Origin of the sequence: Kibdelosporangium banguiense (assembly GCF_017876405.1) — a bacterium.
GTDB classification, from domain to species: Bacteria; Actinomycetota; Actinomycetes; order Mycobacteriales; family Pseudonocardiaceae; genus Kibdelosporangium; species Kibdelosporangium banguiense.
Genome location: NZ_JAGINW010000001.1, coordinates 3,534,594 through 3,552,018, shown reverse-complemented (window position 1 = coordinate 3,552,018; position 17,425 = coordinate 3,534,594). Strand labels below are relative to the sequence as shown.

Annotated in this window: 14 protein-coding genes; 5 read left to right on the top strand and 9 right to left on the bottom strand. The window is 66.1% G+C overall.

The genetic code is table 11. The features are described 5' to 3' along the window. Positions 1-48: 48 nt before the first annotated feature. The 4 genes from JOF56_RS16865 to JOF56_RS16850 form a co-directional block, all read right to left on the bottom strand. Positions 49-705, bottom strand: coding sequence for a response regulator (locus JOF56_RS16865; protein WP_209638871.1), 657 nt, complete (start codon positions 703-705; stop codon positions 49-51). Next, positions 702-1,877: a sensor histidine kinase gene (locus tag JOF56_RS16860; RefSeq protein ID WP_209638869.1), complete on the bottom strand. Its 1,176-nt coding sequence runs from the start codon at positions 1,875-1,877 to the stop codon at positions 702-704. Before JOF56_RS16860 ends, JOF56_RS16865 begins: the two co-directional genes overlap by 4 nt. Before the next feature lie 115 nt (positions 1,878-1,992). After that, a complete protein-coding gene (locus tag JOF56_RS60115; protein ID WP_209638867.1) occupies positions 1,993-3,177 on the bottom strand; it encodes a CDP-glycerol glycerophosphotransferase family protein in 1,185 nt (394 codons plus the stop codon). A 466-nt stretch (positions 3,178-3,643) separates the two neighbouring features. Then, complete coding sequence (locus JOF56_RS16850) at positions 3,644-4,861, bottom strand: ROK family transcriptional regulator (protein WP_209638865.1); 1,218 nt, start codon at positions 4,859-4,861, stop codon at positions 3,644-3,646. Between the two features lie 491 nt (positions 4,862-5,352). On the opposite strand from JOF56_RS16850, the gene JOF56_RS16845 reads away from it, so the two are divergent. Then, a complete protein-coding gene (locus JOF56_RS16845) occupies positions 5,353-7,092 on the top strand; it encodes an albusnodin/ikarugamycin family macrolactam cyclase (RefSeq protein WP_281065444.1) in 1,740 nt (579 codons plus the stop codon). Then, on the top strand, positions 7,089-7,802 hold the full coding sequence (locus tag JOF56_RS16840; protein WP_209638861.1) for a lasso peptide biosynthesis B2 protein: 714 nt from the start codon (positions 7,089-7,091) through the stop codon (positions 7,800-7,802). The genes JOF56_RS16845 and JOF56_RS16840 overlap by 4 nt, the downstream gene beginning before the upstream one ends. 3 nt (positions 7,803-7,805) lie before the next feature. On the opposite strand, the gene JOF56_RS16835 is transcribed toward JOF56_RS16840, so the two are convergent. The 3 genes from JOF56_RS16835 to JOF56_RS16825 are packed head-to-tail and all read right to left on the bottom strand — an operon-like array spanning position 7,806 to position 12,864. Continuing rightward, positions 7,806-10,409: an ATP-binding protein gene (locus JOF56_RS16835; protein WP_209638859.1), complete on the bottom strand. Its 2,604-nt coding sequence runs from the start codon at positions 10,407-10,409 to the stop codon at positions 7,806-7,808. 47 nt (positions 10,410-10,456) lie between these two features. Continuing rightward, entirely contained in the window at positions 10,457-11,686 is a 1,230-nt protein-coding gene (locus JOF56_RS16830) for an aminotransferase family protein (protein ID WP_209638856.1), read from the bottom strand. Positions 11,687-11,694: 8 nt separating this feature from the next. Next, the gene (locus tag JOF56_RS16825) at positions 11,695-12,864 is read right to left on the bottom strand and encodes an acyl-CoA dehydrogenase family protein (protein WP_209638854.1); all 1,170 of its coding nucleotides are present in this window, start codon (positions 12,862-12,864) and stop codon (positions 11,695-11,697) included. 61 nt (positions 12,865-12,925) lie between these two features. Here JOF56_RS16825 and JOF56_RS16820 point away from each other — a divergent pair, with 61 nt between their 5' ends. Further along, a complete protein-coding gene (locus JOF56_RS16820; RefSeq protein WP_307855133.1) occupies positions 12,926-13,981 on the top strand; it encodes a CaiB/BaiF CoA transferase family protein in 1,056 nt (351 codons plus the stop codon). Further along, entirely contained in the window at positions 13,978-14,628 is a 651-nt protein-coding gene (locus JOF56_RS16815) for a GntR family transcriptional regulator (protein ID WP_209638850.1), read from the top strand. Before JOF56_RS16820 ends, JOF56_RS16815 begins: the two co-directional genes overlap by 4 nt. Here JOF56_RS16815 and JOF56_RS16810 read toward each other — a convergent pair. Both JOF56_RS16810 and JOF56_RS16805 read right to left on the bottom strand, forming a co-directional pair. Continuing rightward, positions 14,528-15,112 carry a hypothetical protein gene (locus JOF56_RS16810; RefSeq protein ID WP_209638848.1) on the bottom strand — a complete coding sequence of 195 codons (585 nt, stop codon included), beginning with the start codon at positions 15,110-15,112 and terminating at the stop codon, positions 14,528-14,530. The two genes, JOF56_RS16815 and JOF56_RS16810, sit on opposite strands and share 101 nt — an antisense overlap. 256 nt (positions 15,113-15,368) lie before the next feature. After that, positions 15,369-16,166, bottom strand: coding sequence for a hypothetical protein (locus JOF56_RS16805; protein ID WP_209638846.1), 798 nt, complete (start codon positions 16,164-16,166; stop codon positions 15,369-15,371). Between the two features lie 19 nt (positions 16,167-16,185). Here JOF56_RS16805 and JOF56_RS16800 point away from each other — a divergent pair, with 19 nt between their 5' ends. Then, positions 16,186-17,424 carry a serine/threonine-protein kinase gene (locus JOF56_RS16800; RefSeq protein ID WP_209638843.1) on the top strand — a complete coding sequence of 413 codons (1,239 nt, stop codon included), beginning with the start codon at positions 16,186-16,188 and terminating at the stop codon, positions 17,422-17,424. The last annotated feature ends 1 nt before the right edge of the window (position 17,425 follow it).

The window sequence follows — 17,425 nt, the reverse complement described above, 5'->3', positions numbered from 1 at the left end:
ACCGCCACTGTCAAGAATTGTGCTGCAGCATCACCGGATCAGCGCAACTCAGCCATTCTGGTCCGGTACCAGTCCGGCGTCCTGGGCGAGGATCGCGGCCTGCACACGAGAACGAAGGTCGAGTTTGGTGAGCACTCGGGAGACGTGTGTTTTGACTGTTGTCTCGCCGATGTACAGCCGGCGGCCGATCTGCTGATTGGAGAGACCTTCGCCTAGGCAGACGAGGACTTCGCGTTCGCGTTCGGTCAGTTGGTCGAGGCCGTCGGGCTCGCGGGTGGGCTTGGGCACGGCCGCGGCGAAGGCTGACAGCAGGCGACGGGTGATCTTGGGTTCGAGCACCCCGTCCCCTGCCGCGACCAGGCGAATCGACTCGATCAACCGGTGCGCTTCCACCGATTTGAGCAGGAAACCCGCCGCGCCGGCTCGAAGCGCGCCTTGCACGTATTCATCCAGGTCGAATGTGGTGAGCACCAACACGTCGCACACGCTGTCGCGCACAAGTTCCTTTGTTGCCTCGATGCCGTCCATTCCGGGCATGCGGACGTCCATCAACGCCACATCAGGCCTGAGAGTGCGGGCCATGCGCACGGCTGTCGCGCCGTCGCCCGCCTCGCCGACGACCTCTATTCCGTCGGCACCGCTGAGAATCAGGACCAGGCCGGCTCGGATTGCCGCGTGATCGTCCGCGACCAGCACCCGTATCAACTTGCAATTCCTCCTATCGGCAGGTTCGCGCGGACTCGCCAGCCGCCGTGCCATGGGCCGGCGAAGAACTCGCCGCCGACGGCGTGGGCACGCTCTCGCATGCTCACGAGTCCGGTGCCTGTCCCGGTTCCCGGTGCGCCGGTCAGTTCGTTGGTCACTTCCACGACCAGCTTTTCGTTGTCCACCCGGACTTCTACTTTCGCCACGCCGCCGGACGCGTGTTTCAGGGCGTTGGTCAACGCCTCCTGCACGATCCGGTATGCCGCCATGTCGACGGCCACCGGAAGCTCAGCCGTGTCCTCGGATCGTCGCACGTCGAGGTCGAGCCCGCCGGCGCGGGCCGAGTCGACCAACCGGTCCAGCTCGGCCAGCCGCGCGGGCGCGGTCCGCGGGTCCTCCGGGCCGCCGTCGGCGCGCAGGACCTCGATCATCGCGCGCATCTCGGCGAGCGACTGGATGCTGTTCTCCCGCACGGACTTCAGCACGGTTTTCACCAGCTGTGGGTCGCGGTCGGCCATCGTCAGCAGCGCCTCGGACTGGATCGCGATCGCCGAGAGGTGCCCGGCGACGACATCGTGCAGGTCACGGGCCATCTGGGCGCGCTCGGCGGCCACGGCTGTGCGCCGGTCCAGCTCTGCGATCTTCCTCAGCTGCCGGGAGTTGGCTCGTTCGGCGTCGGCGATCTCGGTGACCTGCCGCACGTTGATCGCCCACCACACCGGGACTACCAGCAGGGTGAAGGCGTTGATCATGTTGAAGAACGCGTTACGCCACTCCAGCGACAAGGCCGCCGTCACCACGCCCACACCCAGCACGATCACGATCACGCTGCCGAGAATGAACCGGCTGGCCGTCCGGGGACTGTTCATCGTCGCGGAGAACAGCAGGTCGACGAACACGATGATGACCGGAATGGTCAGGCCGTAGGCGAAGTCCGCGAGCAGGATCGCCGTGGCGACACCCAGCACGATCAGCGGCGCCTTCTTACGGAACATCTGCGCTACGCACAGCACCGCGGATTGCAGGATGAGCATCCATATCGGCATCTGCCCACTGGTGGACACCGCGTAGAAGCCTGTGCCGTACAGCACCAGCGCCACGGCGAAGGTGGTCAGCGCGACGAAAACGTCCCACCAGGGACGGTCCCGGTAGCGGACGATCACCTGGCCCATCAGCACAACCACAATGAGAACACAGTTCCGGCCGGAAAACGGTCGTACGAAGGGATGACCCGGCTGATCGCGGCTCAGCCTCCACAGTGCACGGACTGGCCGCGATCCACCGGCGTCACGGCCAGTCGATGTCGTTGACCATCTTGGGAACCGGAACACGGGTCCATCGTGCGGCCAGGTCCGGCTGGTCGAGCCCGAGCAGGCGGTAGAGCGTTTCCCTTAGCAGGGACGCGGATCCGCCCGGTGCGGCGGACACCCGTTCGAACGCCGCGCTCCACTGGACCGGCGGGCTCATCCGGGCGGCCAGCACCTGTTCGAAGAGCGACCTGTCCAGATCCAGTCTCGGGCTCAGCCGGGCGAGTTCGGCCATGATCGAGTTCGGGTCGACCTCGTCCTTGGCGAAATGGCTCAGCAGCACGGGAAGACCGACCGCAGCCGCGTAGACCGAGACCGAACTGTGGTCGGCCACCAGGACATCGGCGGCGGTGACCAGCGCACGCCAGTCTTCGCCGACGTCGATCAGGTCGACTCCCGTCTCCCGGACGTCACGCAGCCAGACCCGCACCTGGCGGGCGCCGTGCTCGGCCCACACAGCGGGGTGCACCGTCGCGATCACCTTGTGGTTGCCGGGCAGTTCGGCGGGCAGGCGAAGCAGCAGGTCCCGGCGGGTCGCCATCAGAGATTGTGGCCCCCATGTGGAGGCGACCGCGACCAGAACCTGTCCTTTTCGGACCCCCATCCTCGACCGGTAGGCCTCACGGTCGGGCAGCGATGCCACCAGCCGGTCCAGGCAGGGATCGCCTGCCATGACCGCGGCAGGCACCGACTCGGGGCACTGCTTTTCCAGAGTTGTCAGGTGATCGTGGTGCGGGAGCACGATCGCGTCGAACACCGGCTGGCCGTTGTGCATCAACGAACGGCGGTCAAGGCCGTACACCGGCCTGTCCTCTCGAGCCCCGTCCCAATCCAGCAGCGGCCACAGTTTGTTGTATCCGGCGCCGTGCGGCGCGGCGAACCGGTAGCGAGCCTGGATCCGTTCCATCTGGTGCAGGCTCGCCGAGATCGCCAGGTCGAATGAGCTCTGAGTGGCCTCCTCCCAGGGGACCACCCGCACATCGAGGTTGCGCAGCCGTCGTTCGACACCGTTGCCCAGTTCGTCGGGCACCTGGGTGAATACCAGCTGCACCCGGGGGTCGACCTCGATCAGCGGGATGATGTCCTCAAGACGCATCAGGCTGGCGACAGTATGCGCGGCGACCAAGACGACCCGTTCGACGTTGACCGTCCGCCACGGTCGCACTTCGGGATGAACATCAACTAACGACGGGGGCAGAGCTCGCCGCATGATGTGAATCGCCGCAGTGCCGCGAGTCGACGTCCACCGCGCGGCCGACGTCCGCAGCTTCCGGATCCCGCTCCTGCCGAGACGGCCGGGCTCCGCCTTATGTAAGGGTTCGGCCGTCTGAGGGCGGCGCGGTATCATGTACATGGCTCAGCAAGCCTTTCCTGACTTTGCGGTGGGACCGGCGATGCGGACCATGGGCGGTTCCTGTGCCAGCAGGGCCGCCCTTTTTCTTTGCGATGTGAGTACCGACGGGCCGGATAGGCGGTCGGATCGTCGGACACCTGCCCAGCGGGCGGCGTCTCGCTACTCGAAGCCTCATCGCACGCTCCTCCCAACCCTGGGAATCCCACGTTGGATATATCAAAGCGTACGACTCTTCGAATCGAAGTCAAGCCTCTTCTCGTTCGTACTAACGCTTGCGTCAAGGCGCAACTGTCGAGTCGGCCTTGAGCGCGAACGCGAGCGCACCGCGGGCACCCGCGAACTGACCGAGCTCGGAACCGACCAGCTTGGTGGGCACCGGGTGGTCGTACATACCGCGTAGCGAGAACAGCTTCATCTCGTGCATGGCAGTGTCGATCAGGAGATCCGAGGCGCGGCCGAGATCGCCGCCGAGCACCATGACGTCCGGGTTGACCACGTTGGCGACCTTGGCGAGGGCGACTCCGATGTTGCGGCTCGCGTCCTGCAGGACCCGGCGGCAGACATGGTCGCCGGCCTTCGCGCGCTCGATCATGGCCTCGAGGCTGGTGGGCAGGTCCATCCGGTAGCCGGCGTACGCCTGCCGGACCTGCTCGATGAGCCGGGCACCGCCCACGAGCGTCTCAAGGCAGCCGCGGTTTCCGCACCGGCAGACGATTCCCAGCGGATCCATGGTCAGGTGACCGATTTCCCCGGCGAGGCCGTGCCGTCCCCGGAAGATCAGGCCACCGACGATCAGGCCGGCGCCGATGCCGGTGGATGCCTTGACCAGGAACATCGTCTCCTTGCCGCGGCCGGCGCCGTAGATGTACTCGCCGTACGCAGCCAGGTTGGCCTCGTTGTCCACGATGATCGGCACACTCGGGAACTGGTCGCTGAACCGTTGTTTCGGGTCTCCGGCGAGGTCCCAGTCGAGTGACGCCGCCACCTGGCTCACCAGCCCGGTCCGTGGGTCGATCGCGGCGGGGATGCCGAGACCGAAGGACACGATGTGGTCGGCGTCCAGTCCGGTCTGCCCTGCCAGCTCCCTGATCAGCTGGCTGGCCTCGCGGACCCAGACGTTGCCGCCTTGGTCCGCGCCGAAGTCAGCGGTCTCGAATTCGATGGCGGAGGTGTCGACCCGTCGTGCCGCGACGGCAAGACCGTTGTGGTTGACCTCGATACCGACCGCGACTCCCCGGACGTTGCCGACGCGGAGCTTCTTGCCACGCTCGCCGTCGCCGGCGGAGTCCACCCGCAGGATTTTCTCCGCCACGAGTTCGTTGACCAGTCCGGAGACTGTGGCAGGGGACAGGGCTGTCAGCTTGGCGATGTTGACCTGGGTGGCCGATTCGACCATCACCGCGCGGATGATCTTGCGCCGGTTGGCGTCACGGAGGGAGTCGGATGGCGTCCAGAGCAGCTTCCTCGCATCATAGGTGGTACTGCTCGACGTCACGGCGGCGATCCCTTCTGGCTTCGAACCGAACTCAGGTAGTCATCGAGTCTACCCAGGAAGCAGTATAGGGCCGGTTGAGCAGCGGTCAATTGAAGCCATAGTAGCTGCGAATTGCGACTTCCGTATTATCGAGAAATAGTCGTGGAATATTTGCGCGAGCGACCGAGGTGTACCCCGAACAGGTACCTCCGTTCGTCACTGGTGGGTGATGTGCGCGTGCGGCTAGTATCAACGTACTGTTAAGCGCAGGTGACCGAGTGGGATGGCAGCCTGGGAGGTGGCCGATGGCCCGACGGGGCAGTGAGAACAATCACGACGTGCCAATCGGTGATCGGGATTATGAACCGCCTGCCGTTTTAGATTTCGGTGCCGTCCTTGAGGTCACCCGGGGCGTCAATGGTACTACCTACGAGGACAATAATAAGCAGACTTACGACTAGCCTGACGCGGATGGGCGGAGTTTGACTCTGATATTCGTTCGCGAGGCTCGAATGAACTTCGTGGTTTTGTGGCGCGCTGGGTCGTCATCGCCGGAACTTGTCACACGCCAGGCACGGACGATCAAGGCGGACGCCGTGCGAATGATCGTTCTCGGTCACTGCCTGGCCTCCGACACACAGCTGACGGAAGGCCTCTCGGTCGTGAGCCGGACCCGGCAACCGCATCCCGTGCTGAGCGGCTGGCCCGGCTGTTATTCCCTTGTGGTCCTCCTGCCGGACGGAGTCGTCCTGCTGACCGACCCGGTTGGACAGTTTCCTGTGTACTCGACGGCCGCCGCGGACGGGACCTGGTTCTCCTCGTCCGCCGTCGAACTCGCCGCGCGGGAGAATATCGGAGTCGACCATGTCCGGCTGGCGACTGGCATTGCCTGTTCCGACGTGCTCGACATAATGGACAATCACACCGCGTTCACGGAGGTACGTCGTCTCCCGCCCGGACATGTGGTGAACGTCGATGCGACCGGTATTGAGATGAAACCGGTCGGTTCGGTCTCGATCGATCGCGGAACCCGATTCGAAGATGCCGCGGAGCGGCTGAGGTCGGCCCTTCTGAAATCGGTGGAATCGCGTGTGGCCACGGCACCAGTGATAACGGGAGACTTCAGCGGGGGTATCGACTCGTCGGTATTGATGTTCCTGAGCATGCGTGCCGGAGCAGAGGTTTCGGGATTCACGTTCCACCATTCGGCGGCCGAGACGGACGATCTACGGTGGGCCAGGCGATACGCGGCGCTGGCGCCGGAGCTGACCCACCACTTGGTCCCTTCCACCCAGGACGACCTGCCGTACATGAACCTTGTCGCGTCCGAGGACGAACCACACCCGTCGTCGCTGGGAGTCGGCTCCACGCGGTCGAGGCTGCGGATGGCCGCCGAGCAGGGCTCCACTCTCCACCTGGTGGGCGAGGGAGGGGACGTGGTGGCCAGTGCCCCGCCCACCTACCTGGCGGATTTGGTCCGCCACGGCGAGGTGTCCGCGTTGTGGACGCATTGCATGCGGTGGGCCAGAGTCAGGCAATGCTCGCCCCTCGCGTTGCTGAGGCGAGCGATGTACGTGGCCACGACGCCCCGCAGGCAGGCGCTCCTCTCGTTGGCCGCAGCGGTTGAGCGTGCGTCCCCTGCTGATGACACCCTGCCGTGGCCTAACAAGGCGATCCGTCATTGGGGTTCACCACAAGCGGAGTGGCTGACCAGACGAGCCCGCGCCGACCTGGCCGCGCAACTCCGATCACGTGCGGACACACCAACAGACGACATCGGCGTGGCGGACGCGGTGACGCTGAGCCTGCTGCGAATGCAGGTGATGACGCAGCGAGCGGTCCGGGATGCCGGCATGGAGTTCGGCATCGAAGTCCATGCTCCGTACCTGGACACCGAGGTCGTCCAGGCCTGCCTCGCCCTTCCGGCGTACCGCCGGGCCGGTCTCGCGGGGCCGAAGCCGTTGCTGAGGGCGGCGTTGACCGGGCTGGTGCCGCGAGCCGTGCTCGACCGCCCAACAAAGGGCGACTACACCAGCAGTTCCTATCGGGGAGTCCGGCAAGCAGCGCCCGCATTGCGCGAACTGCTCCGGGAGTCCGCCGCCGCGGACCACGGCATAGTCGATCCGGTTCCGGTACGGGCCACGCTCGAACGAGCGGTCCAAGGCCTGCCGGTGCCCTGGTCGAAGCTCGACCAGGTGTTCGCGGTCGAGCTGTGGCTTCGTGCCCTCTCCCGGAAAGTGAGCGGCGTTTGAACGAGTTCACCGTCCCGGACAGTGTGCACGCCGCCGAGGACAGCAACGGCGATCTTGTCCTGCTCAACCAGGCGACTGGCCGGTGGCACAAGCTCAACCGGACCGGAACGGACGTCTTCCTGGCGTTGCGGTCCGACGTCGGTCTGGACGAGGCCGTCGAGGCCCTGATCCACCGGCACCCGGACATCCCGGCGGAGCGGATTCGCCAGGACGTCGACCGGCTCGTGGGCACATTGGTCGAACGAGGGCTGCTTGTCCTGGCCGACGACTTCAAGCGAAGCGCGGCGGCGGTCCTGATGACCCCGGCCAAGCCGGGACGGCCGATCACGGCCGGCCAGTGGGTGATCACGATGGCCGGTTTCGTGCTCGCCGTGGTGCTGCTGCGGCTGCCGTTCCGGATCGTCACAACCAGCGTCATCCGGTTACGGCGACTTCTGCTGCGCCGCAACGCATCTGTCGATGAAGCCCGTTCGATCCTGGCCGCCGCCCATCGCGTCAGCACCTACTATCCGGGCCGGGTCGCGTGCCTGGAACTGTCCTTGACCGCAGTGCTCGCCGGTGCGTTGTCCGGCCTGGGGATCGACTGGTGTCTGGGCACAGCGGTCGACCCTCAGACGTTCCACGCGTGGATCGAGGTGGAAGGCGAGCCGGTGACCGACCCGTCCGACGACCCGATCCCGCCCACTTACCGCAAAGTCCTGACGGTGTGACGGTCAACCAAGCGCGTCGAGCTGGGCCCGCACCTTCTCGACGCCCGGATTGCCGAGTTCGGTGAGCATCGTCTCGGTGCGCTGGTAGTACTCCCGAGCCAAAGAGCGTTGGCCTGACTTGTCATAAAGCTCGCCCAAAGCCCAGTGCGCGTCCGCTTCGCCCAATGGGGACTTCACTTCACGCATCACCGCTAGGGTTTCCGTGAGGTTCTCACGCGCGGTTTCCCAGTTGCCCGCACCGGTTTCCGCACGCCCCAAAGCAAGCAATGCCCTCGCGAAGTTGTATGGATCCGACGGTTGGAGACTGCCGAGTTCCGCGCGGGCCTCGTGCAGAGACCCGATCGCCTCGTCGTAACGCCCTGCCTCGGTCATGGCCCGGCCGATGCTGATCAACGCGAGACCGGCGCTGCGTTGCTCGCCGCGTTCCCGGTATCCGGCCAGCGCCTGCTGGAAGTGCTCGATCGCGAGCTCGATCCGGCCCTGGTCGAGGTACACGAAGCCGAAACGTTCGATCGAACTGGTCATCCGGTGGCGCTCATCGAGCTGCCGCCAGAGCTCAGCGGCACGCTGCATGTGCTGCAACGCCTCGTCATTGCGCCCCAGGGCTTGGAACAACAGCCCGAGACGGTCCTGAGCCTCGGCTTCGGCGGCGACGTCCGGACCACCGCGGGTCGCCTCGACCGCGAGCAGATCGAACTGCATCCAGTCGTGATAGTGCTTGCGGAAAAGGAAAAGGCCCCACATGGCGTCCGCCAGCTGCCACGTCACCGTGCGCAGTCCTTGCTCGAAAGCCTTACGGGCGGCGGCAAGCAGGTTACGCCGCTGCCGGTCGAGCCAGTCGATGGCATCGGCGTGACCGCCGAACGTGACCGGTTCCCGGGGAATCTGCTCGATATCGCGCCGCAGCCCTTGGCGGTGCGGGGTGACCACGTGGCCTGCCTCGGTTGCGGCTGCGAGGTACCAGTCCAGCATCCGGCGCAGGCCAAGCGCTTGGTCGGCTGCGGACTCGTCGCGCTCGGCAAGCGACAGCGCGTGCAGCCGGATCAGGTCGTGGAACCGGTAGCAGTCCTCGGCCACCTCCTCCAGCAGGTTGGCCGTGAGCAGTTCGTCCACGAGGTGTTCCGCGTCGGAATGCGACGTGGCCAGCACAGCAGCGGCGACGCCGGAGTCGAAGTCCGGGCCGGGGTGCATGCCGAGTAATCGGTAGAGCCGGGCCGCGGGCAGGGAAAGAGCCTGATAGGACACGTCGAACACCGCCTTGACAGACAGGTCGTCGCCGTAGCTGAGCCGGGTGAGCCTGCGTTGCTCGTCGACCAGATCGGCAACGACTTTCTGGACTGTCCACTTCGGTCGCGACACCAGCCGGGCCGCCACCACGCACAGTGCGACAGGCAACCCGTCGCACATTCTCACCAGCTCACGCGCCGCGCCGGGCTCCGCCTTGATCCGTTGCCCGCTCACCGTGCGTGCGAGCAATTCGACGCCGTCCTCGACGGCGAGCCTGTCGACCTGGACGAACTGGGCACCCTCAGCGATCAACGCTTCGAGCTGCGATCTGCTCGTGGCGACCGTGACACTCATGGGCGAAGATGGAAGCAACGCACGAACCTGGTCGGCCGAGGCCACGTTGTCCAGCAACACCAACAGCCGTCGGCCTGCTGTGAGCGACCGGAACATCGCCGCCTGCTCGTCAAGGTCGAGCGGCACCTGCGGCGGCGCGATTCCCAGTGCCCGCAGGAACTTTCCGAAAACCTCGGCGAGCTCCACCGGCCGGCCTGGGCCGCCGAGATCGGCGTAGAACTGGCCGCCTTCGTACCGGTCTCGCACGCGATGGGCCCAATGCAGTGCGAACGCCGTCTTCCCGACGCCAGGCGGCCCGACGAGCACGACAAGCCGCCCCGAACGGCGGGCCCGGTCGAGGGCCCTGAGCTCCTGTTTCCGGTTGACGAATGTGGCGACACCAGGCTGGAGCTGGCGTGGCGAATCGAGCATGCCTGCGGCGGGGGCACGCTCGATGACCGGCGGCGTCTCGGTCCCGGGAAGGTGGATCCACGCCTGCAGCCGGGTTCTCTTCACGCTGACAGGCACCGGATGGTAGTTCGCCGGATCGATGTCGCCGTAGCAATGCCGGACGATGCCGTCGTAGATCCCGTCCGACACGATCGCGGCGAGCGGGACCGGGGAGTGGCGAAGAGAGGTCCTGAGCTGCTCGGCGACGAGCAACCGGCACGCCACAACAAGATCGGTCCCGGACAGGCCGTGATCGTCCATGCTGACCTCGCCCGCGTGCACCGCGAGCCGTAGCCGGATCCGCTCGGCCAGCCGCGCCTGCGAGTTGTGACCGACCAGCGCCGCGGACAGGGTCCCCAGCAGGGGACTGATCAGCAGCACCTTGGAGATCTCCGGCGGGACGACCACGATCGCCCCGTCAGTGCGGTCCTCGTGAACGCACGCGTCCCACGGGATCCCGGCCGAGGCGAACGACTCCCGCATGACCTTGTACATCCCTGCTCGGACAGCGGTTTGGGCGTCGTCGTCGCGGTACGGATCGCTGAAGCCCTCGACATCGAACGCGACCACGGAACGATGAGTCGGGTACCGGTGCATCGCAGTCCTTCTCCCCACCATCACACACAGGACCGTGGTGCCAGATCTCAAAGATCCTGGAGTGCCGCCTCGAATCCGGTGACCAGATCGGCGACCTGGGCATCGGTCATCACGAGGGCCGGTGAGATCTGCAAACCGCCCGCGCCGACTGCTCGGCCGGAGACGCCGTGCTTGCGTAGCAACCGAACCATTGCGGGCGCGTGTGCGGCGTCGGCCATCTGCACCGCTGCCACGGCACCGACTCCGCTGCGGACTTCGGCGACGGCCGGGTGGGCGGCCAGGGCTGCCAGTTCTTTGTCCAGTGTGGACTCGATACGGGCGGCCGCGGTCAGCAGATCCTCGCGTTCCACAATGTCCAAATTGGCCAGGGCGACGGCGGCACTCGTGGCGTGGCCCGAGTACGTGTAGCCGTGCCGGAGCCAGACGCCAGGCTTGAAGAACGGCTCGGCCAGCGCGCCCGCGATCAGGACCGCGCCCATCGGCAGGTAGCCCGAGGTCAGGCCCTTCGCCGTGGTGATCATGTCGGGGTCGAGGGCGAACCGGGTGCTGGCGAACCAGGCGCCGCCGATCCGGCCGTAGCCGGTGATCACTTCGTCGGCGACGAACAGGATGTCGTTGTCCCGGCAGATCCGGCGGACCTCGGTGAGATAGCCGTCCGGCGGCGGGTAGACGCCACCCGCGCCGATCACCGGCTCGCAGAAGAACGCGGCGATCTGGTCGGCGCCGACGCGCTCGATCTCGGCGCGCAGAGCGTCGGCCGAATCCCACGCTACCGAGGAAGCGTCGGGCATAAGTGAGCCATAGCCCTCGCGGTTGCCGGGGATGCCAGCCAGCGCAGTGCCGCCGATGTGGGTGCCGTGGTAGCCGCGCTCACGGCCGATCACGATCTTCTTCGACGGCTTGCCGAGTTCGTGCCAGTAGCGGCGCGCCAGCTTGACGGCGGTGTCGATCGAGTCCGAGCCACCGCTGGTGAAGAACACCTTCGTGTCGGCCATCGGCGAGATCGCGGCGAGCCGCTCGGCCAGTTCGATGGTCGCGGGCGTCGCCACGTCACCGAACGTGTAGTAGGCCGCGATGTCACGCATCTGCGCGGCCGCGACATCGGCGAGCTCAGCGCGGCCGTGCCCCACGTTGGTGAACCACAGTCCTGCGGTCGAGTCGAGGTACTGACGACCGTCAGAGTCGTACACGTACACGCCCTCGCCACGGGAAACGACGAACTCACCGTCCCGAGCGACCGCACCCATGTCTGAGAACGGGTGCCACAACGCCCCCATCACGCCTCCTACCTGAACGCGCTCACGCCCGTGAGCGCCTGGCCGATGACGAGCAAGTGGACCTCACTCGTCCCCTCGTAGGTAAGCACTGATTCCAGGTTGTTCGCATGTCGCATCACCGGGTATTCCAGAGTGATCCCGTTTGCACCGAGGATTGTGCGCGCCTCGCGAGCAATCTGCAGCGCGGCGCGAACGTTGTTCAGCTTGCCCATGCTGATGTGCTCCGCACGCAGGGTGCCCGCGTCCTTCAACCGGCCGATCTGGATCGCCAGCAGCATGCCTTTGCCCAGTTCAAGGGCCATTTCCGCGAGCTTGGCCTGGGTCAGCTGGTAGGCCGACAGCGGCTTGTCGAAGACCTCGCGGTCGCCCGCGTAAGCGATTGCGGTCTCCAGGCAATCCCGGCCTGCACCGAGTGCACCGAAGACAATGCCGAAGCGTGCTTCGCTCAGGCAGCCAAGCGGGCTGGACAGGCCCTTGCTCTTCGGCAGGATCGCGTCGGCAGGCAGCCGGACGTCCTCGAGCACGAGCTCACTGGTGACCGAAGCGCGCAACGAGAGCTTGCCCGGCACGGTGTTCGCGGTGAATCCCCTGGTCGAGGTGGGTACGACAAAGCCGCGGATGCCTTCGTCGGTACGCGCCCAGACCACGGCGACGTCCGCGATCGAGCCATTGGTGATCCACATCTTGGTGCCGTTGAGCACCCAGTCACTGCCGTCGCGCTTGGCGTTCGTGCGCATGCCGCCGGGGTTCGAGCCGAAATCCGCCTCGGTCAGGCCGAAGCAGCCGATCGCCTCGCCGGTGGCCATCCTGGGCAGCCACTCGTTCTTCTGCTCGTCGCTGCCGTACGCGTAGATCGCGTACATCGCGAGCGAGCCCTGCACAGACACCAGGCTGCGCACACCCGAATCCGCCGCCTCAAGCTCGTGGCACGCGAGACCGTACGAGACCGCGCTGGTGCCGGCGCAGCCGTATCCGTGCAGGTGCATGCCCAGCAGGCCCAGGCCGCCCATCTCCTGGGCGAGCTCGCGAGCGGGCAGCTGGCCCTGCTCGAACCAATCCGCAAGGTGCGGCCGGATGCGATCGGCGCAGAACCTACGGACCGTGTCGCGGATTGCACGCTCCTCGTCGGAGAGCAATCCGTCGGCATCAACGAGGTCAAGCGGAGCAATACGGGTCATACCCAGCAGGCTAACCCCAGATTGGATCCAATATCAATTCTCCAATGGTAGTCTGCGTCGCGTGCAAGCTTTGGCAGGCGTGACGATCGCCGACTTCAGCCGCGTGCTGGCCGGGCCGTACGCGACGATGCTGCTGGCCGACCTGGGCGCGACGGTGATCAAGATCGAGCGACCCGGCACCGGCGACGACACACGTGCGTGGGGGCCGCCGTTCGTGGACGGCGAGTCCACCTACTACCTCGGGCTCAACCGAAACAAGCGATCGGTCGCGCTGGACCTCGGCAGCCCGGAGGCCCGCGAACTGGCTGCTCAGGCCGATGTCGTGATCGAGAACTTCCGGCCGGGCACGATGGCGCGACACGGCCTGGACTACGCGACGCTGTCGGCCGCGAACCCGAAACTGGTCTACTGCTCGATCACCGGGTTCGGCCCGGATTCATCGCTCCCCGGCTACGACCTGCTGGTCCAGGCCGTCGGCGGCCTGATGAGCGTGACCGGGACGCCCGGTTCACCGACCAAGGCGGGCGTGGCCCTGGTGGACGTGATCACCGGATTGCACGCGATGTCCGGCATTCTTGCAGCCCTGCGACACGCCGAACGCACGGGAGAAGGACAGTTGGTCGAGGTTTCGCTGCTGTCGTCCCTGTTGTCCGCGTTGGTGAACCAGTCCGCCGGCTATGTGATGGCCGACGTTGTGCCAACCCCCATGGGCAACCAGCACCCAAGCGTCGCGCCGTACGAGGTGTTCGAGGCCCGCGACCGGCCGATCGTGCTTGCGGTCGGCAATGACAAGCAATTCGCCGGATTGTGTGAAGTTCTCGGAATTCCGGATGACCCCCGGTTCCAGACGAACGCGCTGCGTGTTCAACACCGGCCTGCGCTGACCAAGGAGATCAACTCCCGGCTGGGCAGTCAGGACGCGGCCCATTGGCTGCCCGCGCTGACGGCCGTCGGCGTCCCTTGTGGACCGATCAACAACGTGGCCGAAGCGGTCACCCTGGCGGCCCGGCTCGGCCTGGAACCGGTCATCGAGATCGACGGACTGCCGCAGGTCGCGAACCCGATCAGGCTGGCGAAAACGCCGGCGGAGTACCACACCGCCCCGGGAAAACGATGAGCGCGCCCAAGCGTCCGCCGACTGCACAGGAATTCGTGCTCGCCGAACTCCGACGCGCGATCCTGACCGGCGAAATGGCACCGGGCACACCGATCCGGCAGGACGCACTCGCCGAACACCTTGGGGTCAGCCGTGTTCCCCTACGTGAGGCCCTGCGGACGCTCGAAGGCGAAGGCCAGGTGATCTACCGTCCGCACCGCGGATACCACGTCGCCGACCTGTCCCTGGACGACCTGCTGGAGGTCTACCGAATCCGCGAGCTGCTCGAAACCGAGGCAACCCTGCGCGCAGTCCCCCTGATGACCCCCGAGGACATCGACCGCCTCGAACAGTCCGATGCGGACATCCAAACAGCCGCGGCAGCCAACGACATCGTCGGCATGGCCGCGGCAAACCGGCAATTCCACTTCACAGTGCTGGAAGCGTCCGGAATGCCCAGGCTGACGCGCCTTGTCCGAGTCCTCTGGGATGCGACCGACGCCTACCGCTCCCTCTACTACAGCTCCCCGGCGAACCGCGATCGCGTCCACAGCGAGCACAAAGCCATCATCGCCGCAATCCGCTCAGGCTCCGCCGACGAGGTAGTCCGGCTCTGGAACCAGCACCGCGCCGGCGCCGTCGACGCCCTCCGCCAAATCGTCCAATAAGGACAAGGATCGCGTCCTGCGCGGTGGTGGCACCGGGCAGGACTGTGGCCGACTCCATGCCTATGCCTGCTTTGCATCCGCCTTCGGTGTCGATGAGCAGTTCCGCTTTCGCACCCGCGAACTGGACTTCTGAGCCGACGGTGAGTACGGAAGTCTCGAACGGTTTATCGGTGCCGTTCGTGACCTTGACCGTGACCTTGACGGCTCGTTTGGCCTCTGGGGTCGCGAACTCGCCGGGCTTGCACTCGGCCGGCTGGGGGATCTCGACAGCCAGGCCGTTCTTCCACGTGTATCTCTGGCCCCACGTCGGTGCGGCGGGCTGCTCTTTCCCGGCTGCGGGGGCGGCGGCTGCGCCGGAGGCGTTCGAGACTGTGCCGGTGTTGACGTCCGGCGTGATCAGTGGGTACCGGGCAGTGGTGGACCCGGCGCGGCTCGGCCTGCCGATCCATGCTGTGCTCCGGCTGCGTACCACCCACGCGCGCATCGTCGCCTGCCTCGACTACTTCTCCGAAGTGCCCGAGGTCGTCAACGTCTACCGGGTCACAGGCGAGGACTGTTTCTGCTCGACCTGTACGTCGCCGGCGCGGAACGTCTGGAGACCTTGGTCGACAGCATCGGCCGGTTCGGCCCTGTCACAACATCACTCGTCCTGCGATCCTATGAACCGAAGGCGATCCGGCCGGCGGGCAGTGAGTTCGTGCGCTGACCGTCCATTTGGCGTGCGAGCGACTGGTTCTTGGTTATTGCAGGGATTCCAGGTGGCGGCGGGCTCGTTCGGCGGCTTTTTCGGCTGTGCGGAAGACTGTGCGGGCTTCGCGGACTTCGCTGTTGGCTTCTTGTTCGGTTGTGCGGGCGCGTTCCAGTTCCGCGGTCAGCTCTTCGAGGTGGCGGGTGGCGCGTGCGGCTTTTTGTTCGGCGTGGGCCAGGGCGTTTTGGGCGCGGTCGCGGACTTCGCTTGTGTGTTGAGCTTCGGCGCGGGCGCGGCCTAGTTCCTGGCGTTGGCGTTCGGCTCGTTGTTCGCGGCGCAGGGCGACCTCGTCGACGACGGGCTCCGCTGGTTCTGGCCAGCCTTCCTGTTCGGTGAGTTCGTTGGTGGCCGAAAGGTTTCCTGCCTTCAAAATCTCGGTGACGGCAGGGTCGGCGAGCGCCGCGGTGAAGACCGATTCGATGTCGCGCACCATGGATTCGCTCAGCTTCTGGCCTTCGTCGGAGGCCAGTCTCCGGACTTGGGCGACCAGGGCACGGATCAGCTGATGCCGCTGCTTGGAGAGCTCTCTGAGGGTCTCGCCGTCGAAACGGCCATGCGCGTCACGCAACGCCGCGCCAAGGTTACCCAACCGTTGCAACTCATCGGGTTGCCGGCGCGCGAGCAGGTTCAGGGCCCACGCTGCCTGTGACGGCTTGCGGAGTTTGGCGATCTTGGCTGCGGTTTCCTTGTCGCCTGCGGCTTTCGCCTCGCGCACGTACTCCGCCCGGGCTGCCATGAACTCGGCCGGCAGCAGGGCGTAAAGCTGATTCGCTATGGATTTGAGATCCATGGTCACTAGTGTGACCCAAATGTACGAGGAATCCGGCGGACGCGCCGCACCCGTGCTGGCCGATCGCTACCGCGTGGTGTCCCAGCTCGGCAGGGGTGGCACCGCACGTGTCCTGCGGGCATGGGATGAACGGCTGGATCGCGAGGTCGCGGTCAAGATTTTCCAGCCGCACGCCGACCCGGTCGGCCGCCTGCGATTCGAGGACGAGGCCAAGCTGCTCGCCGGATTCGACCACCCGGGCCTGGTCAAGGTCTATGACTCCGGTTGCGCCGACGGCGAACCGTACCTCGTGCTCGAACTGATCAACGGCCCGCAGCTGGGCAGGCGGATCGACCTCGGCCCGATGCCGCCGGACGACGTGAGCCGCATCGGCATCGGACTGGCCGAAGCCTTGGCGTATGTGCATTCCCGAGGTGTGGTCCACCGGGACGTCAAGCCGGGAAACGTCCTGCTCTCCTCGGACGGCCAGCCGCATCTGGCCGACTTCGGACTGGCAAAACTACTAGCCCGAAGCGGCATGACGGCTTCGGATCGAATTGTCGGCACCGCGGCCTATCTTTCACCCGAACAGGTGCTTGGCACAGACGTAGGTCCGCCCAGTGACATCTACGGCCTCGGTCTGGTCCTGCTGGAATGCCTGACCGGCGAAATCGAATACCCGGGCTTCGACGCCGAGACAGTGGTGGCACGCCTCAACCGGTCACCCAAGATCCCCGAATCGATTCCGCCCGCCCTGGCCGAGGCGATCGAGGCGATGACCCGATCCGACCCGGCCGCCCGCCCCACTGCCGAGGCGTGCGCGGAATTGCTGCGCTCCGACCGCCCGACCGTGCCGATCAAACGCCCCCGGAAACTGGTTCGCGCGAAGGCCGCCGCTCTGGTCGGCGCCGCCCTCGCAGCGGGCGTCGTCAGCCTGGTGCTCACTTCGCCCACGTCAGGGACACCATCCCGGCCCCAGCAGTTGGAAAACGGCACAGTTGCCGGTTCGACTCCGGGTTCGGCAGCGCCGGGTTCGCAGATTCCCGATGACGCCGAGACCCCACAGCCCACCGCGGATCAACGGCATGTCAATTCCGGCGGAAAAATCGCGAAGACCCCTCCTCCGTCGGTCAGCACTTCGGTCGCGACATCGGATGCGGTGACGCCCGGCGATGACGATGTCGTGGATGACGGCGAGCCTGATTCACCCACCAAGACGAAAAAGCCCAAGAAAACCAAGACCAAGACGAAGACCGGGCAGCCCGACCCCAGTCCCTGAT